This is a genomic window from Actinosynnema sp. NPDC023658, assembly GCF_040639995.1.
Classification (GTDB): Bacteria; Actinomycetota; Actinomycetes; order Mycobacteriales; family Pseudonocardiaceae; genus Actinosynnema.
In genome coordinates this window covers 1-23,686 of the sequence record NZ_JBFAAX010000056.1, presented here as the reverse complement: position 1 = coordinate 23,686, position 23,686 = coordinate 1, and the positions used below count along the sequence as shown (strand labels likewise).

Here is a 23,686-nt window from a genome sequence, read left to right as displayed (position 1 = left end):
GCCGGGACCGCATCGGGCCCCGGCGCTCCGCAGGACGGCTACTTGAGGTTGGGCAGCTCGTCGCGCGTGACGACGTAGCTGTGGTTGTAGACCTTGTTCAGGTGGCTGACGGAGTTGCTGACGGTGAGGTGGTTGCCGTGCCAGGTGCCGAACAGCACCCAGCGCGTACCCGTGGACATCAGCCGGTCCGGGTCCGGGATGGGCCCGTTCTCGTGCAGCGCGATCGGCAGGGTGGTGCCGACGACGTTGCGCACGGAGTTGTACATGGCGTTCTGCGGGTCGTAGTTGCCGTCACCGGCGTAGGTGTCGGCTCCGCCGATGTCCACGACGGACTTGCCGGGGTAGAACGAGGACTGCGGCTGGCCGTTGTAGCCGTGCAGCCACACCAGGTTGTTGAGGCCCTTGACGCGGGTGAAGTAGTCGAACATGAAGTTCCACAGCCGGTTGTACTGGCCGCCGCCCTCCTTGCTCCACCAGAACCAGGTGCCGCCCGCCTCGTGGAACGGCCGCCAGATCACCGCCGCACCGGCGTTCTCCAACTGCTGCAGCATGTTCGCGGCCAGGTCGAGCCGGTCGATGAACGACCGGTACTCGGCCGTGCCCGGCGTCAGCACCGCGTTGATCGACACCGACATCTGGGTGCCCTCGTAGGTGTCGGGCTTGGTCGGTGCGCCCATGTGGTAGCCGATCATCGGGATGCCGCCCGCCTGCCACCACGCGATCGCGCGCGGGGCGAGGTCCTTGGAGTCGCCGAAGTCCAGACCCCGGATGGCCGGGTACTTGCCGGTGTTGTTGCGGATGTAGTTGATCTCGTAGTCCGGGCCGCCGATCCAGGTCGACTCCTGCTGACCGGACAGGATGTGGTTGCCGTACTGCGAGTACACGTAGCAGAGCAGCTTGCGCGCCTGCGGCGTGGCGTTCGGGCTGACCGGGTTCACCGAGCACTGCGGCGAATTCGTCGTCGTGGTCGTCGTCGAGGTGGACGTCGACGTCGACGAAGACGAAGACGTGGACGTCGTGGTCACCACCCCGCCCGTGCAGGTGGTCCCGTTCAGGGTGAACGACGCGGGCACGCCGACCTGACCGGTCCCGGTGAAGGTGCCGTTGAAGCCGAACGACGCGGTGCCACCGGTCGGGATCGACCGGTTCCAGTCGACGTTGGCCGCCGTGACGCTCGCGCCGGACGCGGTGAACGTGGCGTTCCAGCCCTGGCCGTAGCGCTCCGCGCCGGGGAACGTCCACGCCAGCGACCAGCCGTTCACCGGGTCACCGACGTTGGTGATGGTGACCTGCGCGGAGAAGCCGCCGGCCCACTGGTTCTGCACGGTGTAGTCGACCCGGCAACCGGGAGCCGCGGCCGCGACACCCCCGGCGAAGTTCGCGACCAGCAGGCCGCCTACCAGTCCCGAGATGGCGGTGGCGGCGACGAAGACCCGTCGCCGTAACGAGTTGGTGAGCATCTTTGCCCCTAAGCTCGCTTCTGGGAGCGTTCCCAGACCAAGCGGTAGTCAATCGGACGCGTCAACGCCCGTCAAGACCTGTCACAGGCGTGAACGGCTTCTTGACCGATGCGGTCGGCACCCGGCACTTGACCAACCCTCACCGCGCCACCGCGTGACCTCTCACCCCGGACTACCGCGTGATGATGTACGCGATCCCGCCCGATCCTCCGGCCACCGACCCGTCCGCCCGGTACCGCTTGGTCCGCAGCCAGATGTCCTCGAACTGCCCCCGGTCGTAGACCCGGCGCACCGCCGCGTCCGAGCTCGAAGCCGGGTCGTTGGCGATCACGTCACCGTCCCGGGTGAACCCGACCACGACCATGATGTGCCCGGACGTGCCGTACCCCGCACCGTCCAGCTCGTCCGCCCGGAACGACTGCGACGTGATCACGGGGACGCCGCGCGCGATGTAACCCTCCAGTTCGGACAGCGACCGCAACCGCGTGACGTGCCCGCGCAGTCCGAAAGAAGCCGCGTACGCCGTGTTGAACGGCCAGTTGCCGGCACCGCGGTAGTCGTAGTCGTACGTGTGCCGGGCGGCGTGGTCGACGGTCCGGTCGACGTGGTCCTCGTCCAACCAGGACAGGTCGTCGGCGCTCGGGCCGCGCCCGTAGTACTCGACCACCATCTCCGTGGACGTCGGGCTGCACCAGGCCTCACCACCGCCGTCGTACTCCGGGAAGTGGCCTTCGTGCACGTTCTGCGAGTAGCGCGGCACCGGCAGCTCGACACCCCGCGCCACCCCCGGCGCGCTCGTGGGCACCTCGAACCGATCGGGGATCGCGGATGCCATCACGCCGGCCATCCGCAGCAGCGGTGACTTCCGGGTGCCGACCGAGCGGTACAGCGTCACCCGGAGCTGGTACGCCCGCAACGGCTGCTTGGCCACGTACGTGTCGACGTCCACCGAGCCGTGCTCGTCGTCCTGGCCGGACACGGTCGTCCGCTCGACGTCCTGGTCACCCAGCGCCCACCGGCCCATCACGTACCAACCGGTGCCGTCACCGCGCAGCTCGACCTGCAACCACGTGCCCGCCGGCGTGTCGGCGTTCCACGAGGCCACCGCCTGCGTGGCGTCGAACCCGGTGACCCGGCGCGGTGACGTCCACCGCGCGAACTCGTACGCACGCCCCTCGTGGTCGACCACCCCGACCGGCCGGCCGACGACCAACCCGCCGGGCACCAGCGCGGTCCCCTCGTGCTCACCCCGCACGAGCTGCGCGGACCGCCACTCTTGGTAGTCGACGCGTGCGCCCTCGGCCACCGCGGGTGGGACCGCGGTGAGACCGAGGGCGAGCACGGCGGACAGGACCGACACGACCCGGAGCGTCATGTCGGAAATTGTCGCGTTACCACATCACTTTGTAATCAACCGACAGAGTGGTCGTGCGCCCGACCCACCCGGGTCAAGCGCGACCACCCGGCCACTCACGACGACCGGACCACCGCGCGATCACGCACGACAGCCTGGATCACGCACGGCCGCGACGCTTGGTCCACACGTCGTACGCGACGGCGATCAGCAGCACCAGGCCCTTGACCAGCATCACCCGCTCACTGGGAGCGCCGATCAACGACATGCCGTTGTTGATCACGCCCATGATCAGGCCACCGGTGATCGCGCCGACGACCTTGCCCACGCCGCCCTGCACGGCCGCGCCGCCGATGAACGCCGCCGCGATCGCGTCCAGCTCGAACGCGTTGCCCGCCGTCGGACCGGCCTGGTTGAGCCGACCCGCGAAGATCACGCCCGCGAGCGCGGCGAGCACGCCCATGTTCACGAACACCCAGAACGTGACCTGCTTGACCTTCACGCCGGACAGCGTGGCCGCCTGGAGGTTGCCGCCGATGGCGTAGATGTGCCGGCCGAACACCGACTTGTTGGCCATCACCGAGTAGCCCAGCGCCAGCACCGCGAGCAGCACGAGCACCCACGGCAGGTTGCGGAACCGGGCCAGCTGCACGACCACGGCCAGCACGACCGCCGCCGCCAGCACGATCTTCGCCACGAAGATCGGGAACGGCTCCACGGTCTGCCCGTAGCCGAGCCGCGCCTTGCGCTTGCGCCACTGGTTGAACGCGAACCCGACGACCACCGCGACGCCGACGAGCAGGCTGAGCATGTCCGCGCCGCCGAGGAAGCCGAGGCCGACGTTGCCCAGGTAGCCCTCGGTGAAGCCGTTGGCCAGGGTGCGGATCTGGTCCGGGAACGGCCCGATGCCCTGGTTGCCCAGCACCGTCAGGGTCAGCGCGCGGAACACCAGCATGCCGGCCAGCGTCACGATGAACGCCGGGATGCCGAAGAACGCCACCCAGTAGCCCTGCGCCGCGCCGATCACCGCCCCCGCGAGGAGCGTGATCAGCACCGCGAGCGGCCACGGCAGGTCCAGCTGCACGGTCAGCACCGCGCAGATCGCGCCGGTCAGCGCGACCACCGACCCGACGGACAGGTCGATGTGCCCGCCGATGATCACCAGGATCATGCCGATGGCCAGGATCAGCACGTACGAGTTCTGCACGATGATGTTCGAGATGTTCTGCGGCGTGAGCAGGTCACCGTCGGTCAACACCGTGAAGAGCACCACGATCAGCGCGAACGCGATGTAGATGCCGGACTGCCGCAGGTTGATCGTGAACCGGCGCTGCGGCGGACCGGCCTGTTGCGCCGCCGGCGTGGCCGCGGTCTTGGTGGTCATGAGGTCTGTCCCTGGGTCATGTGGTGCATCAGGCGTTCCTGGGTGGCTTCCGCGCGGTCGAGCTCGCCGGTGATCCGCCCCTCCGACAGGGCGTACACCCGGTCGCACAGGCCGAGCAGCTCCGGCAGCTCGGAGGAGATGACCAGCACCGCGCGGCCCTGGTCGGCCAGGTCGTTGATGATCGAGTAGATCTCGTACTTCGCGCCGACGTCGATGCCGCGGGTGGGCTCGTCGAGGATGAGCACGTCCGGGTCGGTGAACATCCACTTGGCCAGCACGACCTTCTGCTGGTTGCCGCCGGACAGCGACGAGGTCGTGGTGGCGACGCTGGGCGTCTTGATGTTCATCGAGCGCCGGTACTTCTCCGCGACCGAGTGCTCCTCGTTCTCGTTCACCCAGCCGCGCGGCGCGAGCTTGTGCAACCCGGCCGCCGAGACATTGAGCTTGACGTCCTGGATGAGGTTGAGCCCGTAGCGCTTGCGGTCCTCGCTGACGTAGGCCAGGCCGTGCTCGATGGCCTTGCGGACGGTGCGGGTGTCGATCTCGCGGCCGTCCTTGACCACCCGACCGGAGATGCCGACGCCGTAGGACCGCCCGAACACGCTCATCGCGAGCTCGGTCCGGCCCGCGCCCATCAAGCCCGCCAGGCCGACGATCTCGCCGCGCCGCAGCACCAGGTTCGCCCGGTCGACCACGACCCGGTCCGGCTGGGACGGGCTGTGCACGGTCCAGTCCTCGATCCGCAGCACCTCGTCGCCCACGTTCGGCGTGCGCGGCGGGAAGCGGTGCTCCAGGTCGCGGCCGACCATGCCGGAGATGATCCGGTCCTCGCTCACGTCGTGCGCGGGCAGCGTCTCGATGGTGCGGCCGTCGCGCAGGATGGTGATGCTGTCCGCGATCCGGGTCACCTCGTTGAGCTTGTGCGAGATGATCACCGAGGTGATGCCGTCCGCGCGCAGCCCTTCCAGCAGGTCGAGCAGGTGCGCGGAGTCGTCGTCGTTCAACGCCGCGGTCGGCTCGTCCAGGATCAGCAGCTTCACGTCCTTGGCGAGCGCCTTGGCGATCTCCACCAGCTGCTGCTTGCCCACGCCCAGGTCGTGCACGGGCGTCGTGGGGTTCTCCCGCAGGCCCACGCGGGCGAGCAGGGCGCCCGCCGCGTGGTTGGTCCGGTTCCAGTCGATGAACCCGCGCTTGGCCCGCTCGTTGCCGAGGAACAGGTTCTCCGCGATGGACAGCTGGCCGCACAGGGCCAGCTCCTGGTGGATGATCACGATGCCGCGCCGCTCGCTGTCGCGGACGCCGCCGAACGAGCAGGGCTCGCCCTCGAAGACGATCTCGCCCTCGTACGTCCCGTGCGGGTGCACCCCGGAGAGCACCTTCATCAGCGTGGACTTGCCCGCGCCGTTCTCACCGCAGATCGCGTGGATCTCACCGCGCTGCACGGCGAGCGATACGTCGTGCAGCGCGGTGACCCCGGCGAACCGCTTGGTGATGCCGCGCATCACCAGGATTTCGTCGGACATGGTGTGCAAACCTACTTCAGCTGATCCGCGGTGTAGTAGCCGCTGTCCACGAGCACCTTCTGGTAGTTGCTCTTGTCGACGATCACCGAGTCGAGCAGGTACGACGGCACGACCTTCTTGCCGTTGTCGTAGTCCTTCTCGTTGTTGACCTCGGGCTTGCCGCCCTTGAGCACGGCGTCGGCCATCTTCACGGTGGTCGCCGCGAGCTCGCGGGTGTCCTTGTAGATCGTGGAGTACTGCTCGCCCGCGACGATCGACTTCACCGACGCGACCTCGGCGTCCTGACCGGTGACGATCGGGTACGGGTTGCCGCCGGTGCCGTAGCCGCTGCTCTTGAGCGCGGACAGGATGCCGATGGACAGGCCGTCGTACGGCGACAGCACGCCGTTGACCTTGGCGCCGCCGTAGGTGGACGTGAGCAGGTCCTCCATGCGCTTCTGGGCCGTCGCCGGGTCCCAACGCAGGATGGCGACCGTCTTGAAGTCGGTCTGGCCGCTCTTGACCACCAGCGTGCCCTTGTCGATGTGCGGCTTGAGCACCGACATCGCGCCGTTGAAGAAGAACGTCGCGTTGTTGTCGTCCGGCGAACCGGCGAACAGCTCGATGTTCAGCGGGCCCTTGGCGTCACCGGCGCTGCCGTCGGCCTTGAGCACGCCCAGGCCCGTCAGCAGCGACGTCGCCTGCTGCACGCCGACCTTGAAGTTGTCGAACGTGGCGTAGTAGTCGACGCTGTCGGTGTTGCGCAGCAGCCGGTCGTAGGCGATGACCGGGATCTTCGCGTCCTCGGCCTGCTGGAGCTGCGACGTGATGGCGGTGCCGTCGATCGACGCCACGATGAGCAGCTTGGCGCCCTTCGTGATCTGGTTCTCGATCTGGTTGGCCTGGGTGGGGATGTCGTTCTCCGCGTACTGGAGATCGACCTTGTACCCCTTCTCCTCCAACGACTTCTTGATGTTGTCACCGTCGTGGATCCAACGCTCGGACGACCTGGTCGGCATGGTCACGCCGACGAGCGCGCCCTCCGTCGAGCCGGTCTGCTGGTCGACGGTCTTCTCCGCCGACCCGCAGGCGGCCATCATCAGGCCGGCCGCGGCGATGGCGGCGATCCGCGGAAACCTCATTGTTTCTCTCTCTCCCTATTGTGGTGCTGCAAGCTCAGGTGGTGCGGCCAGCTCGGGTAGTGCGGCTACCGCAGGCCCTGCGCGAGACGGAAGTACGCCTGGTTCCAGCGCAGGCGGTCGCTGAACGACGAGGTCGTCGTCTCCTGGTCGATGACCACCAGTTCGGTGTTCACCATGTTCGCGAAGTCGCGCAGCACGTCCGCGCCCACCGCCTGCGTCATGACGGTGTGGTGCGGACCGCCCGCGGTCAGCCACGACTCGGCCGACGTCGACAGCGACGGCGCGGGCTTCCACACCGCGCGCGCGACCGGCAGGTTCGGCAGGGGCTCGTCCGGCGGCACGACCTCGACCTCGTTGGCCACCAGCCGGAACCGCTCGCCCAGGTCGGCCAGGCCGACGACCACGGCGGGGCCCGCCGACGCGTCGAACACCAGCCGGACCGGGTCCTCGCGGCCGCCGATGCCGAGCGGGTGGATCTCGCACGAGGGCCGGTCGGACGCGATGGTCGGGCAGACCTCCAGCATGTGCGCGCCCAGGATCTTCGGCTCGCCCGGCCCGAAGTGGTAGGTGTAGTCCTCCATGAAGGAGGTGCCGCGGCCGGTGCCGGTGCCCATCGCCTTGACCGCGGCCAGCAGCGCCGAGGTCTTCCAGTCGCCCTCGCCGCCGAAGCCGTAGCCGTCGGCCATCAGCCGCTGCACGGCCAGGCCCGGCAGCTGGCGCAGCCCGCCCAGGTCCTCGAAGTTCGTCGTGAACGCGCCGAAGCCGCCGTCGGTGAGGAACCGGCGCAGACCGGCCTCGATGCGGGCCGCGTAGCGCAGCGAGTCGTGCCGCTCCGCGCCCTTGGCCAGCGCGGGCGCCAACCGGTACACGTCGGCGTACTCCGCGACCAGGACGTCGATCTCCTCGTCGTCGACCGCGTCCACCAGCTCGACCAGGTCGTTCACGCCGTAGGTGTTCACCGAGACGCCGAAGCGCAGCTCGGCCTCGACCTTGTCGCCCTCGGTCACCGCGACGCCACGCATGTTGTCACCGAACCGGGCCAGCTTCATCCCGTTCAGGTGGCTGTAGCCGGTGGCCGCGCGCACCCAGCCGTCGATCCGCTCGGCCAGCAGCGGGTCGCTCGCGTGGCCCGCCACGGTCTTGCGGGGCACGCCGATCCTGGTCTGGATGAACCCGAACTCGCGGTCGCCGTGCGCGGCCTGGTTCAGGTTCATGAAGTCCATGTCGATCGTCGACCACGGCAGCGCCTCGTTGAGCTGCGTGTGCAGGTGCAGCAGCGGCTTGCGCAGCGCGTCCAGACCGGTGATCCACATCTTGGCGGGCGAGAACGTGTGCATCCACGCGATCACGCCGATGCACGACGGGTCGGCGTTCGCCGCGAGCATCACGTTGCGGATCGCGGCGGTGTCGGTCAGCACCGGCTGCCACACCACCTCCGCCGTGATCCTCCCCGACTCGGTGAGCATCCGTTGGATCTGCTGCGACTGCTGGGCGACCTGCTCGAGCGTTTCCGGGCCGTAGAGGTGCTGGCTCCCGGTCAGGAACCAGACCTGCGGCTTCCCAGCAGGCGACATGCGGGGCTCCCCTCGTGGGCTCATTGCCCGTAGACGTTCTGGTAGCGCGCGTGGAGGCTGTCGATGTGGTGCTGCTCGATCCGCTCGGGCGTGCCGAGCTGGTGCGCGAAGTGGACGGTGCGCGCCACGTCCTCCAGCATCACCGCGGCCTTCACCGCCGACCGGGCGTCCTTGCCGACCGTGAACGGGCCGTGGTTGCGCATCAGCACCGCCGGCGACCGGCTCTCGCGCAGCGTCTCCACGATGCCGCGACCGATCGAGTCGTCCCCGATGAGCGCGAACGGGCCGACCGGGATGTCGCCGCCGAACTCGTCGGCGATCATCGTGAGCACGCACGGGATCGGCTCGCCGCGCGCCGCCCATGCCGTCGCGTACGGCGAGTGGGTGTGCACCACTCCCCCGACCTCGGGCACGTGCCGGTACACGTAGGCGTGCGCGGCGGTGTCCGAGGACGGCGCGTAGTCGCCCTCCACGAGGTTGCCGTGCAGGTCGGTGACGACCATCGCCTCGGGGGTCAGCTCGTCGTAGGACACGCCGGACGGCTTGATGACCATCAGGTCCTGGCCGGGCACGCGGGCCGAGACGTTGCCCGCGGTCCAGATGACCAGCTCGTAGCGGGTCAGCTCGCGGTGCAGGTCGGCAACCGTGCGGCGCAGGTCTTGGGCGATCGTCACGACCTACTCCCCCTTCGCGGCGCGACGGCGCGACTTGAGCCGGTGCATGACCTCGTTGACGCCGCGGCCGAAGTAGTCGTGCAGCTCCTGGTACTCCACGAACATCCGCTCGTAGGCCTCGACGTTCTCCGGGATCGGCAGGTACGCGCCGCGCTTGATCGAACCCATCGCCTGGGCCGCCGCGTGGATGTCCTCGTAGGCCTTCGCCGCCACGGCCGCGTGCATCGCGGAGCCCAGCGCGGGCCCCTGCTCGGAGCCGATCACCGACAGCGGCAGGTTCGTCACGTCGGCGTAGATCTGCATCAGCAGCGGGTTGCGCAACAACCCGCCCGCGATCACCAGCTCCGTCACCGGGATGCCCGCGTCGGTGTAGGAGTCCACGATCACCCGCGTGCCGTAGGCCGTGGCCTCCAGCAGCGCCCGGTAGGTGTCCTCGGCGCGGGTCGCCAGCGTCTGCCCGACCACCACGCCCGACAGCTCGTGGTCCACCAGCACCGAGCGGTTGCCGCTGTGCCAGTCCAGCGCGATCAGGCCGTGCTCACCGATGCGCTGCTGCGCGGCCAGCTCGGTCAGCAGCTCGTGCACCGAGATGCCGCGCGCGCGTGCCTGCTCGTGGTACTCCGGCGGCACGTTGTGCTCGACGAACCAGGCGAAGATGTCGCCCACCCCGCTCTGGCCGGACTCGTAGCCCCAGAGGCCGGGCACGATCCCGCCCTCCACGACGCCGCACATGCCCGGCACGTCGGCCAGCACGTCGGCGTTCATCACGTGGCACGTGGAGGTGCCCATGATCGCGACCATCTGGCCGGGTTCCACGGCCCGCGCGGCGGGCGCGGTCACGTGCGCGTCGACGTTGCCGACGGCCACCGCGATGCCGGGGCGCAGGCCGGTCCACTCGGCGGCCTGCTCGGTGAGGCCGCCGGCGCGGTCACCGAGCTGGCCGAGCTGGTGCTCCAGCTTGTCGCTGACGAAGGTCGCGAAGTCGGGGTTGAGCGCGGCGAGGAACTCGTCGGACGGGTAGCCGTCCTGGTAGATGCCCTTGTAGCCGGCGGTGCAGGCGTTGCGCACGTAGACGCCCGCGAGCTGCCAGACGATCCAGTCGGCGGCCTCGACCCAGTGGTCCATCGCCGCGTAGACCTCGGGCGCCTCTTCGAGCAGCTGGAGGCCCTTGGCGAACTCCCACTCCGAGGAGATCAGGCCGCCGTAGCGGGGCAGCCAGCCCTCACCGCGCTGCGCGGCGAGGTGGTTGATCCGGTCGGCCTGCGGCTGGGCCGCGTGGTGCTTCCACAGCTTCACGTACGCGTGCGGGTTGCCAGCGAACTCGGGCAGCTCGTTGAGCGGCGTGCCGTCGGACTTCACGGGCACCATCGTGCACGCGGTGAAGTCGGTGCCGATGCCGATCACGTCGGCCGGGTCGACCCCCGCGGCGGCGATGGCCGCGGGCACCGCGTGGCGCAGCACGTCCACGTAGTCCTGCGGCACCTGCAACGCCCAGTCCGGGGGCAACGACCGCCCGTCCGGCAGGGCGCGGTCCAGCACCCCGTGCCGGTAGTCGTGCACCGCCGAGCCGAGTTCGAGGCCGTCGCGCACCCGCACGACCACCGCGCGCCCGGACAAGGTGCCGAAGTCGACACCCACCACCAATGGATCGCTCGCCATGAGGAGGAGTGTTATCGCTAACATTGGCCGAGTCAAGACCTGCCCGCAACGTGGCCTTAAAGTGATAGTGAGCGTGCTCAAAAGGCGGTGTTCAGAGGGTCGGCCGACCTGCCGCGATGCCCAGCCTAGGCGCGATGGGGCAGTGCGCGGATCCGCAGATGCGCGGACACGCTCAAAACCGTTGCACCGCCGATACCGACCGCGCCCCGCTCCGAACGCGACACCGCGGACAGAACCGACCACCGACCGTCACGCACCGACCGATCCGCCACCGCACACCCTGCCACTGCCCCGCGGCGCGGTGCGGACCGCCCCGCCACTCCGACCATCCCACACCCGGTCGGCGCACGAGGCGAGACCCGTCACCCGGACACCCCACACACCGTCACGGCCCGTCACCGCCGCACCCGGACCCGCCCGCCCGGAGCCGCACCCGCACCCACTCGGCTCACCCGGAGCCGCACCCGCCGGCCCACCCACCACAACGGCCCACGCACGACAACGGCCCGGCAGCGACCGCCACGCGGTCACCACCGGGCCACCCGGGCCGATCACCGCCCGGCGGTCACCGCTCGCCCCACCCGCACCTCACTGCACGGGCGGCGCGACGCTGTCCCTCTTCACCAGCGCCGGCGCGACGGTGCGCTGCGGCGCACCCACCTCGCCGTCGGCCACCTGGGCCAGCAGCAGCTCCAGCGTCTCCTTGGCGACGGCGTGGAAGTCCGGCCTGATGGTCGTCAGCGGCGGGATGAAGTACGCCGCCTCCGGCACGTCGTCGAACCCCACGATGCTCACGTCGTGCGACACGCGCCGCCCGCGCTCGCTCATCGCCCGCAGGATGCCCAGCGCCAGGTGGTCGTTCGCCGCGAAGATCGCCGTGACCTCCGGCATCCGGGCCAGCATCTGACCCGCCCGGTAGCCCGAGGACGCGCTCCAGTCGGCGGGCACGACCGGCGGCACCTCCAGGCCCGCCGTCTCCAGCGCCGACCGCCAACCCCTTATGCGGCCGAGGCTGTCGAACCAGTCCGACGGGCCCGAGACGTGCCACACCGTGCGGTGGCCCGCCTCGAGCAGGTGGGTGGTCGCCGCGAACGCGCCCGCCGCCTGGTCGACGGTCACCAGCGGGGTCGAGCGCTCCGGGTCGCCGTCCACCGTGACCAGCGGGATGCCCGCGGACACGTCCCCGACCGCGTCGTTGGCCGACGCGGTCGGCGCGATGACCACTATCCCGGCGACGCGCTGGTCGCGGTGGCGCTCCACGGCGTCGGAGATGGAGTTGCGGTCCAGCACGTTCACCCGGCCCACGCTCACCGCGAACCCGGCCTCGGCCGCCGCCTCCTCGAAGGCGGCGAGCAGCGACGCCGGGCCGTAGAGGGTCGAGTTCTGCGCCACCACGCCGATCAGCTGGGACCGGCCGGTGACCAGCGCGCGGGCCGCCTTGTTGGGCCGGTAGCCCAGCTCGGCGATGGCCGCGCGCACCCGCAGCCGGGTCTGCTCCCGGACGTTGGGGTGCCCGTTGAGCACCCTCGACACCGTCTGGTGCGAGACCCCGGCGAGCCGGGCGACATCCGTCATCGCGGGATCGCGCGAGGTCCTGTGGTCCACTACCGCCCCATCTCCCCTGTTCGACATGCAACCTTCGATCTGGATGTTAGCGATAACACCGCTTGATCACCGTGAAGGTGCTCGGCGCCCATTGTCCACCAAAGACCGCTCCGACCTGCACAGTGACGCGTCAACCGACCCGGAAAGTCGCACGCTCCCGGGCGCGTCGGTCGCCACCGGGCTTGGACACGACCAACCGACCCGTGTCGTGCGCGAGGTAGGACTCCGGGTCGGAGACCAGCCGCAGCGAGACCCCGTCGCGGTCGGTCAGGCCCGGCACCCGCACGAACGACGCCGCCCGGCCGTAGTCGTCGGCGTCCTGGTAGGGGTCGATCCGGACCGCCGCGCCGTCGACCCTGGCGTAGCGGTCGGGGAAGTTGACCGACTGCACGGCCACCGTGCCCGCGCCCAGGAAGCCGGGCACGAACCGGAACTGCGAGTCGGCCAGGTCGCGGACGTTGCCGTCCACCCGCAGCTTGTACTCGAAGTGCCGCACGAACAGCTGCGGCGCGTCGGCGGGCGAGAGCCGGACCACCGGGCCGCCCTTGCCGACCGGCACGCCGAAGTTGGGCGTGCCGTCGGCGTTCCAGCAGACCTCCTGCACGCGGGTGTGCCGGTTCGGGTCGAACAGCGGGTCGCCGGTGATGTCGCGGTAGTCGCGCGCGTGGTAGACGAGCACGTCCTGGTCCCCGACGGTGGTGAACGAGTTGTGCCCCGGGCCGTACTGCCGGGTGGCGTCGTTCGTGGTGAAGACCGGCGTGGGCGTCTTGGTCCACGACCGCGCGTCGAGCAGGTTGGCGTTCTCGTCCGCGGTGAGCAGGCCCATGCAGTAGCGGGCGTCGGTGGCGCTGGCGGAGAAGGTCACGAAGACCCGGCCGTTGCGGATGAGGACCGCCGGGCCCTCGTTGACGCGGAAGCCCTGCACCTCCCAGTCCAGCGTGGGCGTCGAGATGCGCACCGGCGCGGTCTTCAGCGCCAGGGGCGAGGCCATCTCCGCGAGGTAGAGGTTGCTGTTGGTGTTGATGCCCGGTTCGCTCTGCGCCCACAGGAAGTACCGCTTGCCGCGGTGCTCGAAGGTGGTGGCGTCGAGGGTGAACGTCTCCCAGGCGGTGACCATCTGGCCGCGCAGCTCCCAGCCGCCCTCGCGCGGGTCGTCCTTGGCCGACTCCAGCACGTAGGTGCGGATGCGGAAGGGCTGGTCGGAGTCACCGGCGGCGAAGTAGACGTACCACTTGCCGTCGATGCGGTGCAGCTCCGGCGCCCAGATGTAGCCGCCCATGCGGCCGGACGGCGGTCGGCGCCAGATGGTGCGCTCACGGGCGTCCGCGAGGCCCTCCAGCGTGGACGCGCCCCGGATGACGACCCGGTCGTACTCGGGCACCGAGCCGGTGAGGTAGTTCTTGCCGTCCACCGGGCGGGTGATGAACGGGTCGGCGCGCTGCTCGACCAGCGGGTTGCGGGTGGGCTGGCCGCCGGTCGCCGCCGCGGCGGCCTGGGGGACGCCCTGCGCGGCGACGGCCGACGCGGAGGCGGTCAGGCCGCCCGCCACGGCCAGCGCGCCGCCGGCGCGGAACAGGCTTCTGCGGTCGAGGGTCACGGGAGCTCCAATCGCGGACGGGTCGGCGCGGTGGGCGGGCGGGGTGCTCGGGGCGGTCACCGGCGGCGGTCCTTGATGCGCAGGAACGTCACCGAGTGCGGCGGGAACGTGTGGGTGAAGGAGTTCGACACCCGGACCTGGGTCTGCCTGGCCTTGACCGGCTGGGTGAACTCGGTGTTCACGTCGTCCGGCAGGCCCTCCAGCACCGTCGCCCTGGCCGTGGGCACGACCCAGGTGTCCTTGCCCAGGTCGACCTTGGTGCGGGCGGCGGTGGCCTGCGCGTTGACGACCTTCACGATCAGCTCGCCGGTCGCCTCGTCCCGGGTCACCACCTGTCGGAACGGCTCCGGGTTCTTGTTCGCCTCGTCGGTGAACTCCGCCCACACCCGCCCGTCGATGGACAGCTTCACGGTCCGGCCCCGCACCTCGATGCGCAGGTCGTACGTGCGGCCGGTCTCGATCGTGGTGCCGTCGGCGTGGAAGACGCGCGACGAGTTGCCGCCGTCGACCGCGGACCGGGTGTTGTTCCACCCGCCGAGGTTCCAGAAGAACGGGTTGCCGCCGCCGTTGACCGCGAACGGGATGAGAAAGCCCTCGCTGCCGGACAGCTTGGTGGCCTTCAGGTCGACCGTGAAGTTCGTCCAGGTGGGGTCGCCCGCAGTGACCATGGGGTTCGTCGCGCCGGTGTCGGACTGCACGTAGCGGCCGTCGACCACGCCCCAGGTGCCGGCGCCGTTGCCGGTCCACGCGCTCGCGTCACCGGAGAAGTCGTCGGAGAACAGCACCCGCCCGTCGGCGGAGGTGACCTTCACGTCGTCGTAGGCCACGGACGTCGCCCAGGAGGACAGCGCGACGGCGCCGGTGATCGGGGCGGGGTTCCAGGGCGTGCCGGTGGCCGTGCTCTTCACCACGTGGTCGCCCACGTTGGTCATGAATAGCTTCTGCACCTCGTACGACGTCGAGCCCCACGACGCGTGGTTGTTGAACCAGATCATGTCCGGCTTCCACTGCACGTAGTCCTCGTTGGACAGCAGCGGCGCGTAGGAGGCGAGCTTGACCACGTCGGCGTTGCGCTCCAGGCCGGTCATGAACGCGGCCTCGGCCAGGGCGTTGGCGAACCGGTTGTCCTGGGAGGCGTACTCGCCCAGGAACACCTTGGGCCCGTTGCGGTCGTAGGCGTCGTACCGGTCGTTGTTCTCCAGGAACCAGTTGGGGGCGTTGTAGTAGTGCTCGTCCACCATGTCGACGCCGGCGGCGCGGTTGAGCTCCCACAGTCGGTCGAAGTTCGCGCCGGTGTCGTCCGGGCCGGAGTTGCTGATGACGGTGATGTCCGGGTACCTGGCCTCGATGGCGGCGCGGAACCGGGTGAAGCGGGCGAAGAACTCGTCGGCCAGCGGCTCCTCGTTGCCCACCTCCAGGTGGGTGAGCTTGAACGGCGCGGGGTGGCCCATGTCGGCCCGCTTGCGGCCCCAGGTGGAGTCGGCCGGCCCGTTGGCGAACTCGATCAGGTCGAGCGTGTCCTGGATGTGCCGCTGGAGCAGCGCGGGGTCGTCGGTCGCGCGGTTCTGGCCGCACCCGGTGACCAGGGCGGGCACCACGGGCAGCGGCATCGCGCCGATGTCCTCGGAGAACTGGAAGTACTCGTAGTAGCCCAGGCCGTAGGACTGGTTGTAGCCCCAGAAGTTCCAGTTGGTGGCGCGCTGCTCGACCGGGCCGATGGTGTCCTTCCACTGGTAGGAGCGGCGGCGCTCCCAGTCCGGCGCCTCGTAGCCCGCGTGGCTGCCGGTGTTGACCAGGCACCCGCCCGGGAAGCGGACGAAGCCCGGGTCCAGCGCGGCGACCTTCTCGGCCAGGTCCTTGCGCAGGCCGTGGCCCTTGAAGGTGTCCTGCGGGAACAGCGAGACCATGTCCAGCCGCAGGGTGCCCGCGCCGCCCGCGTTCAGCAGCAGCCGGCCGGTGGTCGACGACTCGCGCGCGGTGAAGGAGCCGGTGTACTTGGTCCAGCCGTCACCCCTGACCTGGACCTTCACCGGCGGCGCGAGGTCCTTGCCCGCCGGGTCGGTCAGGCCGACGCTCACCGGCGTGCCGGCGGCCTGGTCGGTGCGGGCCCAGGCGGAGAAGTCGTAGCGCTTGCCGCGCTCGACGGCGATGCCGGAGTTGTACCCGGCGTTGATCACGCCCGCGGGCAGGCCGAGGCGCAGGTAGTGGCGGTTGCGCTCGTTGAGGCGGGCGTCGTCGTCGACCACGTCGAGCGTGCCGCCGGTCGGGGCCCACCCGGTGAGCGGCGTGTAGGCGGCGTTGTCGGCGGTGCTGTACTCGAACGACCGGTTCTGCACCAGCTCGGCGTACAGGCCGCCGTCGGCGGCGCGGTTGATGTCCTCGAAGAAGACGCCGTACATGGTGTCGTCGATCGACGCGCCCTTGGCGGCGGGGTCGATGGTCAGGGTGTAGTCGTGGTCGGCGGCCGTGCCCGAGGCGGGCACCGCGACGAGCAGGCTCGCGGCGAGCGCCGCGGCCATCACAACGCGGGACATGCGTGCTCCAGTGCTCCTGTGCAGGGGATCAGGGGAAGGCGGCGCGGACGCGGTCGAGCTCGGCCTTGGTGACCGGCAGCACGGTGCCGTGGCGAGGACGGCTGGGCAGCTGGTAGCCGGTGGCGGGGGTCCACCTGCCGGACGCGAGGTCGGTCGTCTCGAACGGCACGTAGCCGCGCCCGCCGAACTCGTCGATGAACAGGTACCAGCGGTCCTCGGTGTTGGACTTGAACACCGTCGGCCCCTCGCCCTGGTTGATCGCGCCCTTGCCGATGCAGTCCGCGACGAAGTCGTACGAGGTGTCGCGCAGCTGCGTGGACCGCTCGGCCAGGATGAACTTGCTGCACGGCGTGGTGGACGTGTTGTTCCGCTCGTCCTTGGTGAACCGGTAGTACTCGTCACCGTGCTTGATCACGGTCGAGTCGATCACCGAGTAGCCGGGGTCGACCCACACCCGCGGCTCGCTGAACGTGCGGAAGTCGCGGGTGGTCGCGTACAGCATCTTGTTGTAGGTGTTGCCGGTGTGCTGCGGGTCGTCCGCGGCGTAGAGCTTGGACGCCCAGAACACGACGTACGCGCCGATCGACTCGTCGTAGTAGGCCTCGGGCGCCCAGGTGTTGCCCGCCGTCTCCGGTGACACGAGCACGTGGCGCTGCTCCGACCAGTGCACCAGGTCCGTGGACTCCCACACCTCGACGTAGCGGCTGCCCTTGCGCTGGACCAGGTCCCAGTTGCCGTTGCCGTTCATCTTCAGGTCGGTGGCGACGAGGTAGAACTTGTCGCCCTCGGGCGAGCGGATGAGGAACGGGTCGCGCACGCCCTTGTCGCCCAGCGACGACGTCAGCACCGGGTTGCCCTTGTTCAGCTCGTCCCACTTGAGCGCGTCGTTGCCGCGGCTGGCGGCGAGGTGGACCTGCTCGCCGGTGGCCGTGCCCTCGCCGGTGAAGTAGCCGAACAGGTACCCCTCGTACGCCTGCTCCCGCGGCAGCGGCAGCACGGTGACCTTGAACTTCTTGCGGGTGGTCTCCCGGCCCGCGCGGATCTCGGCGGTGAGCTGCACCTTGACCGGCTTCTCGCCGAACGCGGGCCGGGTGACCTCGCCCGTCGGCGTGACGACGTCCGGCTTGGTGGACCTCCACGTGATCGTGGTGCCGTGCAGGCCGGTGGTGGGCAGGGTGATGTTGCCGCGGATGCCGTCGGCGTCCCACACCACGAGCGCGGCGTCGGCCTCGGCCACCTTCTCGTCGTCGGTCAGCTCGGGGCGCACGGTCACCTGGAACTCCCGGTGCTGCCCGGACGCGGTCGCGGTGAGCGTCACGGTCGCGGGCGCCTCACCGGGCGCGGGACGGGTGACGACGCCCGCGGTGGACACGACCGCGGTGTCGCTCGACCGCCAGGTGATCGTGGAGCCGTACGGCCCGGTGACCGGCAGCACCAGGTTCCCGGTCACGGCCGACGTGTCGCCCAGGTCGATCGCGGCGAGGTCGCGCCGGCCCTTCTCGTCGTCCGGCACGAAACCGAGGTCGTGCGCCTCGGTCGCGGTGAGCGCCCGGTCGTAGAGGCGGAAGTCGCGGACCGCGCCCTTGAGGTAGCGGTCACCGGGGTAGACGGAGCGGCCGATGTAGTTGGCGGTCGTCGTGCCGCCGCCGATCATGGCCGGCGTGGTGGTGATCCCGGTCTTGCGGGCGACCTCGACGCCGTCCTCGTACAGCACGGCGGTGCCGCCGCCGAGGGTGTAAGTAAGCGTTTTCCAGACACCCCTGGCGAGATCGCGCCCGGCCGTCACGGTCTGCTCCGTCGACCAGTTGCCGGTGGCGATGGAGGACCGGTAGGCGTTGCCCGTGGTGAACAGGTAGCCGTTACCGGCCGTGCCCGAGGTGTTACCGAGGCCGTAGACGAAATAGGGGGTGGCCTGGTCCGGCGCGATGCGCACCTGGAGCGACACGCTCACGTCCGTGAGGCCGCGCAGCACGTTGTCGGGGAGCTTGACGTGACCGTCGACACCACCCAGCAGGAGGCCTTCCGCACCGCCCGGGGTGGCGTCTCCGATAACGGTTGCGTTGCGACCGCTGCCGGAAACGTCCGCCGCGACGGACCCTGCGGTTTCGGTGAGGGGGTAGTGCAGCACCAGACCGTCCGCGGCGGACGCGGGTGGCGAGGTCAGCAGCGCCGCGCCGAGTGCCGCCACGAGTGCCACGAGGAAAGGGCGAGGACGTTGACGAAGGGGGACCATGAGGGATGTCACTCTCGTCTTGCGCGCGGCGCGAAGCCGCGGATGAACAGGGCATCCGGGTGTGCCAGTGTGCTGAGTCACAAAAGTGAGCGCTAACATACGACCGGTGTCACAACGGTGTCAATGATGCGAAGTTGACGTTTCCGAGGGGTTGACTGCTCGATTGTGAGCGTTCACTCTTGTGGCCCAGGTGACCACCGTCACGCGGTTCGCCGTCCCGTCAGTGTCCCGGGTTCCCACGGAGGAAGACCAGTGTTGAAGAAGATCACGACCGCCGCCGTCGCGGTCATGTTGGCCGCGTTGACCGCGTGCGGTTCCGGCGGGTCCGGGGACGCGGGGTCGTCCGGCACCAACAACGCCAAGGGCGACGACAAGATCACGATGGGCTTCGCCCAGGTCGGCGCCGAGAGCGGCTGGCGCACCGCCAACACCAAGTCGGTCCAGGAGTCGGCCACGGCCGCCGGGATCGACCTCAAGTTCTCCGACGCGCAGCAGAAGCAGGAGAACCAGATCAAGGCGATCCGCTCCTACATCCAGCAGAAGGTGGACGTCATCGCCTTCAGCCCGGTGGTGGAGACCGGCTGGGACGCCGTGCTGCTGGAGGCCAAGCGCGCCAACATCCCGGTGATCCTGACCGACCGCGCGGTCGACTCGGACGACACCTCGCTGTACAAGACGTTCCTCGGCTCGGACTTCGTCGAGGAGGGCAAGAAGGCCGGCGAGTGGCTGAAGGCCAACGCGGCGGGCGCGAAGAACGTCGTCGAGCTGCAGGGCACCACCGGCGCCGCGCCGGCGATCGACCGCAAGAAGGGCTTCGAGGAAGCCATCGCGGGCTCGGACCTGAAGATCGTGGCCACGCAGACCGGTGACTTCACGCGGGCCGGCGGCAAGCAGGTCATGGAGGCGTTCCTGAAGTCGGTGCCGCAGATCGACGTGGTCTACGCGCACAACGACGACATGGGCCTGGGCGCCATCGAGGCCATCAAGGCCGCGGGCAAGGTGCCGGGCAAGGACATCAAGATCATCACCGTCGACGCGGTGAAGGACGGCATGACCGCCCTGGCCGCCGGTGAGATCAACTTCATCGTCGAGTGCAACCCCCTGCTCGGCGAGCAGCTGATGGACCTGGCCAAGAAGGTCGTGAAGGGCGAGGACGTCCCGCCGCGGGTCGTCACCGAGGAGACCACCTTCACCACCGAGCAGGCCAAGACCGAGCTCCCCAACCGCAAGTACTGATTTCCGAGCCGCGGGTCCCGCCACCCTCCGGGTGTGGTGGCGGGGCCCGCACCCAGTCGTCCGATTGTCGGCTCCGCCGACGTCGTGTGAGGGGAGTTGTCCGGTGACCGAGCCGGTCGTCGACATGCGGGGCATCTCGGTGGAGTTCCCCGGAGTGAAAGCCCTGCAAGAGGTGGATTTCCGGCTGTTCCCCGGCGAGGTCCACGCGTTGATGGGCGAGAACGGAGCGGGTAAGTCGACGCTCATCAAGGCGCTGACCGGGGTCCACCCGCTCGCGGCGGGTCAGGTCCGCTACGCGGGCCAGGTCGTGTCGTTCCACGGTCCCGCGCAGGCCCAGGCCGCCGGGATCAGCACGGTGTACCAAGAGGTCAACCTGTGCGCGAACCTGACCGTGGCGGAGAACATCCTGCTCGGGCGCGAGCCGCGCAAGTTCGGCCGGATCGACGGCAAGGCGATGCGCGCCCGCGCCGCGGAGATGTTGGCGCGCATCGGGTTGCACATCGACCCGGGTTCGGTGTTGGAGAGCCACCCGATCGCCGTGCAGCAGCTCGTCGCGATCGCTCGCGCGGTCGCGGTCGACGCGCGGGTGCTGGTGCTGGACGAGCCGACGTCGAGCCTGGACGTGGACGAGGTCGCGGAGCTGTTCCGGATCATCCGGGTGCTGCGCGACGAGGGCGTCGCGGTGCTGTTCGTGACGCACTTCCTGGAGCAGGTGTACGAGATCTCCGACCGGATCACGGTGCTGCGCAACGGCCGCCTGGTCGGTGAGCAGCCCACCGCGTCGTTCAGCCGGATCGACCTGGTGTCGGCCATGCTGGGCCGCGAGATGGGCCTGCTGGAGGAGATCGAGCGCCGTTCGGGCACGCCGGGGCAGGCGCTGCTGGTGGCCGAGGGCCTGGGCCGCAGGGGCTCGGTCGCGCCGTTCGACCTGGAGGTCCGGTCGGGCGAGGTGGTCGGCCTGGCCGGCCTGCTCGGCTCGGGGCGCACGGAGGTGGCGCGGTTGCTGTTCGGCGCGGACAAGGCCGACTCGGGCCGGGTCCTGGTCGACGGCAAGCCGCTGCGGCTGACCGGCCCCCGCGCGGCGATCGAGGCCGGTCTCGCGTTCTCCTCGGAGGACCGCAAGGCCGAGGGCATCGTGGCCGACCTGAGCGTGCGGGACAACCTGATCCTGGCGATGCAGGCCGCGCGCGGCTGGGCGCGGCCGGGGCCGCGCAAGCTGGCCGACGAGCTCGTCGCCAAGTACATCGAGCTGCTGGACATCCGGCCCGCCGACCCGGACCGCGCGGTCGGCAACCTCTCCGGCGGCAACCAGCAGAAGGTGCTGCTGGCGCGGTGGCTGGTGACCGAGCCGAGGCTGTTGATCCTGGACGAGCCGACGCGCGGCATCGACGTGGGCGCCAAGGCCCAGATCCAGAAGGTCGTGGCCGACCTGGCCGCGGAGGGCATGGCCGTGCTGTTCATCTCCGCCGAGCTGGAGGAGGTGGTGCGCGTGTCGGACCGGGTGGTGGTGATGCGCGACCGGCACAAGGTCGCCGAGCTGGAGGGCGAGGTGGGCGTGGACGACGTGATGGCGCTCATCGCGGGCGGAGACCACGGCCTGGACAAGGACGTGGAGAAGGCGGTGGTGTCGTGAAGAACCGACTGCTCTGGCCGGTGCTGGCACTGGTCGCGCTGCTCGTGCTGAACGTGGTGGTGACACCGACGTTCTTCTCGCTGCGGATGCAGGACGGGCACCTCTACGGCAGCCTGATCGACATCCTGCGCAACGGCGCCCCGACGCTGCTGATCGCGCTGGGCATGACGCTGGTGATCGCGACCCGCGGCATCGACCTGTCGGTCGGCGCGGTGGCGGCGATCGCGGGCGCGGTGACGTGCGCGTACATCGCCTCCGGCGGCGGCGCCTGGGTCGCCATGGGCCTGGCCCTGGCGCTGTGCGCCGTGCTGGGGCTGTGGAACGGGTTCCTGGTGTCGGTGCTGGGCATCCAGCCGATCATCGCCACGCTGGTGCTGATGACGGCGGGCCGCGGCATCGCGATGCTCATCACCGAGGGCCAGATCGTCACCATCGACTCCCCGACCTTCCGCCAGGTGGGCGCGGGCTTCCTGGTGCTGCCGATCGCGATCCTGATCAGCCTGGCCGTGCTGGGCCTGGTGGCGCTGGTGACCAGGCGGACCGCGCTGGGCCTGCTGATCGAGTCGGTGGGCGTGAACCCGTCGGCGTCGCGGCTGGCCGGCGTGCGCGCCCGCACGATCATCTGGACGGTGTACGTGTTCGCGGCGCTGTGCGCGGCCGTGGCCGGGTTGATGATCAGCTCGAACGTGAGCGCGGCGGACGCCAACAGCGCCGGCCTGTGGATCGAGATGGACGCGATCCTCGCCGTCGTCATCGGCGGCACGTCGCTGGCCGGTGGCCGGTACTCGCTGACCGGCACGCTGCTCGGCGCGTTGATCATCCAGACGTTGACCACGACGGTCTACACGATCGGCATCAAGCCGGAGATCACGCTGGTCTTCAAGGCGGTCGTGGTGATCGCGGTGTGCCTGATGCAGGCCCCGCTCCGGATTCGGGTGAGGCAAGGGGTGCCCGCGTGAAGAACTCGACGTTCGGCGGAGCCGAAAATCAGACGACCGTCGGCGGAGCCGACAACCAGACGACCGTCGGCGGCGTCGACAACCAGGTGAAGGTGCTCACGCCCGCCGCGGCGGAGCCCGCGCGGCCCCGCGGGTGGGCCGTCAGCGTGCCGAAGCGGTTCCTGCCGGTGATCGCGACCTTCGTGGTGTTCGTCGTGACGTTCGGCGTCGGCTCGGTGCGGTACGAGGGGTTCGCGTCCGGGCAGGTCGTGGCGAACCTGTTCATCGACAACGCGTTCCTGATCGTGCTCGCGGTCGGCATGACGTTCGTGATCCTGACCGGCGGCATCGACCTGTCGGTGGGGTCGGTGGTGGCGCTGTCCACGATGATCGCCGCGGCGGCGTTGCAGGCCGGGTGGCCCGCGTGGCTGGTCGTGCTCGCGGTGCTGGCCACCGGGTCCACGCTGGGCCTGGCGATGGGCTGGCTGATCCACCGGTTCGGCGTGCAGCCGTTCATCGTGACGCTGGCGGGCATGTTCCTGGCCCGCGGGCTGTGCTTCGTGATCAGCGTGGAGTCGGTGTCGATCAAGGACCCGACGTTCCGCGACCTGGCCACCGGCTCGATCGAGCTGCCGGGCGGGGTGAGCATCACCTACGGCGTGGTGATCGCGCTGGTGGCGGTGCTCGCGGCGGTGTACGTGCTGCACCTGACCCGGTTCGGGCGCACGGTGTACGCGGTGGGCGGCAGCGAGTCGTCCGCGCGGCTGATGGGCCTGGCCACCACCCGCGTCAAGATCGGCGTGTACGTGATCAGCGGGTTCTGCTCGTCGCTGGGCGGGCTGCTGTTCAGCCTCTACATGCTGTCCGGCTACAGCCTGCACGCGGTGGGCATGGAGCTGGACGCCATCGCCGCCGTGGTCGTGGGCGGCAGCCTGCTGTCCGGTGGGGTCGGGTTCGTCATCGGGTCCGTGGTCGGCGTGCTGGTGCTGGGCACGATCCAGACGCTGATCTCGTTCGAGGGCACCCTGTCGTCGTGGTGGACCAAGATCGTGATCGGCGCGCTGCTGCTGGCGTTCATCGCCCTGCAGCGGGTCATCGTCCGGAAGACCTGACCACACAGGTTCCGACCGCTCCTACCGCCGAAGGCCGTCCCCGTGCAGG

The 23,686-nt window shown here is 69.9% G+C and carries 16 protein-coding genes; 4 read left to right on the top strand and 12 right to left on the bottom strand.

From position 1 onward, the window contains the following. Window positions 1-38: 38 nt before the first annotated feature. The 12 genes from AB0G02_RS10160 to AB0G02_RS10105 form a co-directional block, all read right to left on the bottom strand. Window positions 39-1,460 (bottom strand): glycosyl hydrolase, encoded by a 1,422-nt coding sequence (locus AB0G02_RS10160; protein ID WP_360792172.1) that lies wholly within the window; start codon window positions 1,458-1,460, stop codon window positions 39-41. 172 nt (window positions 1,461-1,632) lie between these two features. Then, entirely contained in the window at window positions 1,633-2,835 is a 1,203-nt protein-coding gene (locus AB0G02_RS10155) for a C39 family peptidase (RefSeq protein WP_360792170.1), read from the bottom strand. Between the two features lie 139 nt (window positions 2,836-2,974). Continuing rightward, entirely contained in the window at window positions 2,975-4,198 is a 1,224-nt protein-coding gene (gene mmsB, locus AB0G02_RS10150; RefSeq protein ID WP_360792168.1) for a multiple monosaccharide ABC transporter permease, read from the bottom strand. After that, the gene (mmsA, locus tag AB0G02_RS10145) at window positions 4,195-5,721 is read right to left on the bottom strand and encodes a multiple monosaccharide ABC transporter ATP-binding protein (RefSeq protein WP_360792166.1); all 1,527 of its coding nucleotides are present in this window, start codon (window positions 5,719-5,721) and stop codon (window positions 4,195-4,197) included. The genes mmsB and mmsA overlap by 4 nt, the downstream gene beginning before the upstream one ends. 11 nt (window positions 5,722-5,732) lie before the next feature. After that, window positions 5,733-6,842: a multiple monosaccharide ABC transporter substrate-binding protein gene (chvE, locus tag AB0G02_RS10140; RefSeq protein WP_360792164.1), complete on the bottom strand. Its 1,110-nt coding sequence runs from the start codon at window positions 6,840-6,842 to the stop codon at window positions 5,733-5,735. 65 nt (window positions 6,843-6,907) lie between these two features. Then, window positions 6,908-8,416, bottom strand: coding sequence for an L-arabinose isomerase (araA, locus tag AB0G02_RS10135; protein ID WP_360792162.1), 1,509 nt, complete (start codon window positions 8,414-8,416; stop codon window positions 6,908-6,910). 20 nt (window positions 8,417-8,436) lie between these two features. Beyond that, window positions 8,437-9,090 carry an L-ribulose-5-phosphate 4-epimerase gene (locus AB0G02_RS10130; RefSeq protein WP_360792160.1) on the bottom strand — a complete coding sequence of 218 codons (654 nt, stop codon included), beginning with the start codon at window positions 9,088-9,090 and terminating at the stop codon, window positions 8,437-8,439. Window positions 9,091-9,093: 3 nt separating this feature from the next. Further along, complete coding sequence (gene araB, locus AB0G02_RS10125) at window positions 9,094-10,749, bottom strand: ribulokinase (RefSeq protein WP_360792158.1); 1,656 nt, start codon at window positions 10,747-10,749, stop codon at window positions 9,094-9,096. A 588-nt stretch (window positions 10,750-11,337) separates the two neighbouring features. Next, window positions 11,338-12,324 (bottom strand): LacI family DNA-binding transcriptional regulator, encoded by a 987-nt coding sequence (locus tag AB0G02_RS10120; RefSeq protein WP_360792156.1) that lies wholly within the window; start codon window positions 12,322-12,324, stop codon window positions 11,338-11,340. A 160-nt stretch (window positions 12,325-12,484) separates the two neighbouring features. After that, on the bottom strand, window positions 12,485-13,951 hold the full coding sequence (locus AB0G02_RS10115; RefSeq protein ID WP_360792154.1) for a family 43 glycosylhydrolase: 1,467 nt from the start codon (window positions 13,949-13,951) through the stop codon (window positions 12,485-12,487). Between the two features lie 56 nt (window positions 13,952-14,007). Then, entirely contained in the window at window positions 14,008-16,485 is a 2,478-nt protein-coding gene (locus AB0G02_RS10110) for an alpha-L-arabinofuranosidase C-terminal domain-containing protein (protein WP_360792152.1), read from the bottom strand. Between the two features lie 28 nt (window positions 16,486-16,513). Further along, complete coding sequence (locus AB0G02_RS10105; RefSeq protein WP_360792150.1) at window positions 16,514-18,682, bottom strand: immunoglobulin-like domain-containing protein; 2,169 nt, start codon at window positions 18,680-18,682, stop codon at window positions 16,514-16,516. 288 nt (window positions 18,683-18,970) lie between these two features. On the opposite strand from AB0G02_RS10105, the gene AB0G02_RS10100 reads away from it, so the two are divergent. From AB0G02_RS10100 to yjfF, 4 genes are all read left to right on the top strand, one after another. Beyond that, entirely contained in the window at window positions 18,971-19,954 is a 984-nt protein-coding gene (locus AB0G02_RS10100; RefSeq protein ID WP_360792148.1) for an ABC transporter substrate-binding protein, read from the top strand. Window positions 19,955-20,078: 124 nt separating this feature from the next. Continuing rightward, complete coding sequence (locus tag AB0G02_RS10095) at window positions 20,079-21,587, top strand: sugar ABC transporter ATP-binding protein (protein WP_360792176.1); 1,509 nt, start codon at window positions 20,079-20,081, stop codon at window positions 21,585-21,587. Further along, a complete protein-coding gene (locus AB0G02_RS10090) occupies window positions 21,584-22,546 on the top strand; it encodes an ABC transporter permease (protein ID WP_360792146.1) in 963 nt (320 codons plus the stop codon). Before AB0G02_RS10095 ends, AB0G02_RS10090 begins: the two co-directional genes overlap by 4 nt. Window positions 22,547-22,692: 146 nt before the next feature. Continuing rightward, window positions 22,693-23,637 carry a galactofuranose ABC transporter, permease protein YjfF gene (gene yjfF, locus AB0G02_RS10085; RefSeq protein WP_360792174.1) on the top strand — a complete coding sequence of 315 codons (945 nt, stop codon included), beginning with the start codon at window positions 22,693-22,695 and terminating at the stop codon, window positions 23,635-23,637. Window positions 23,638-23,686: the final 49 nt, after the last annotated feature.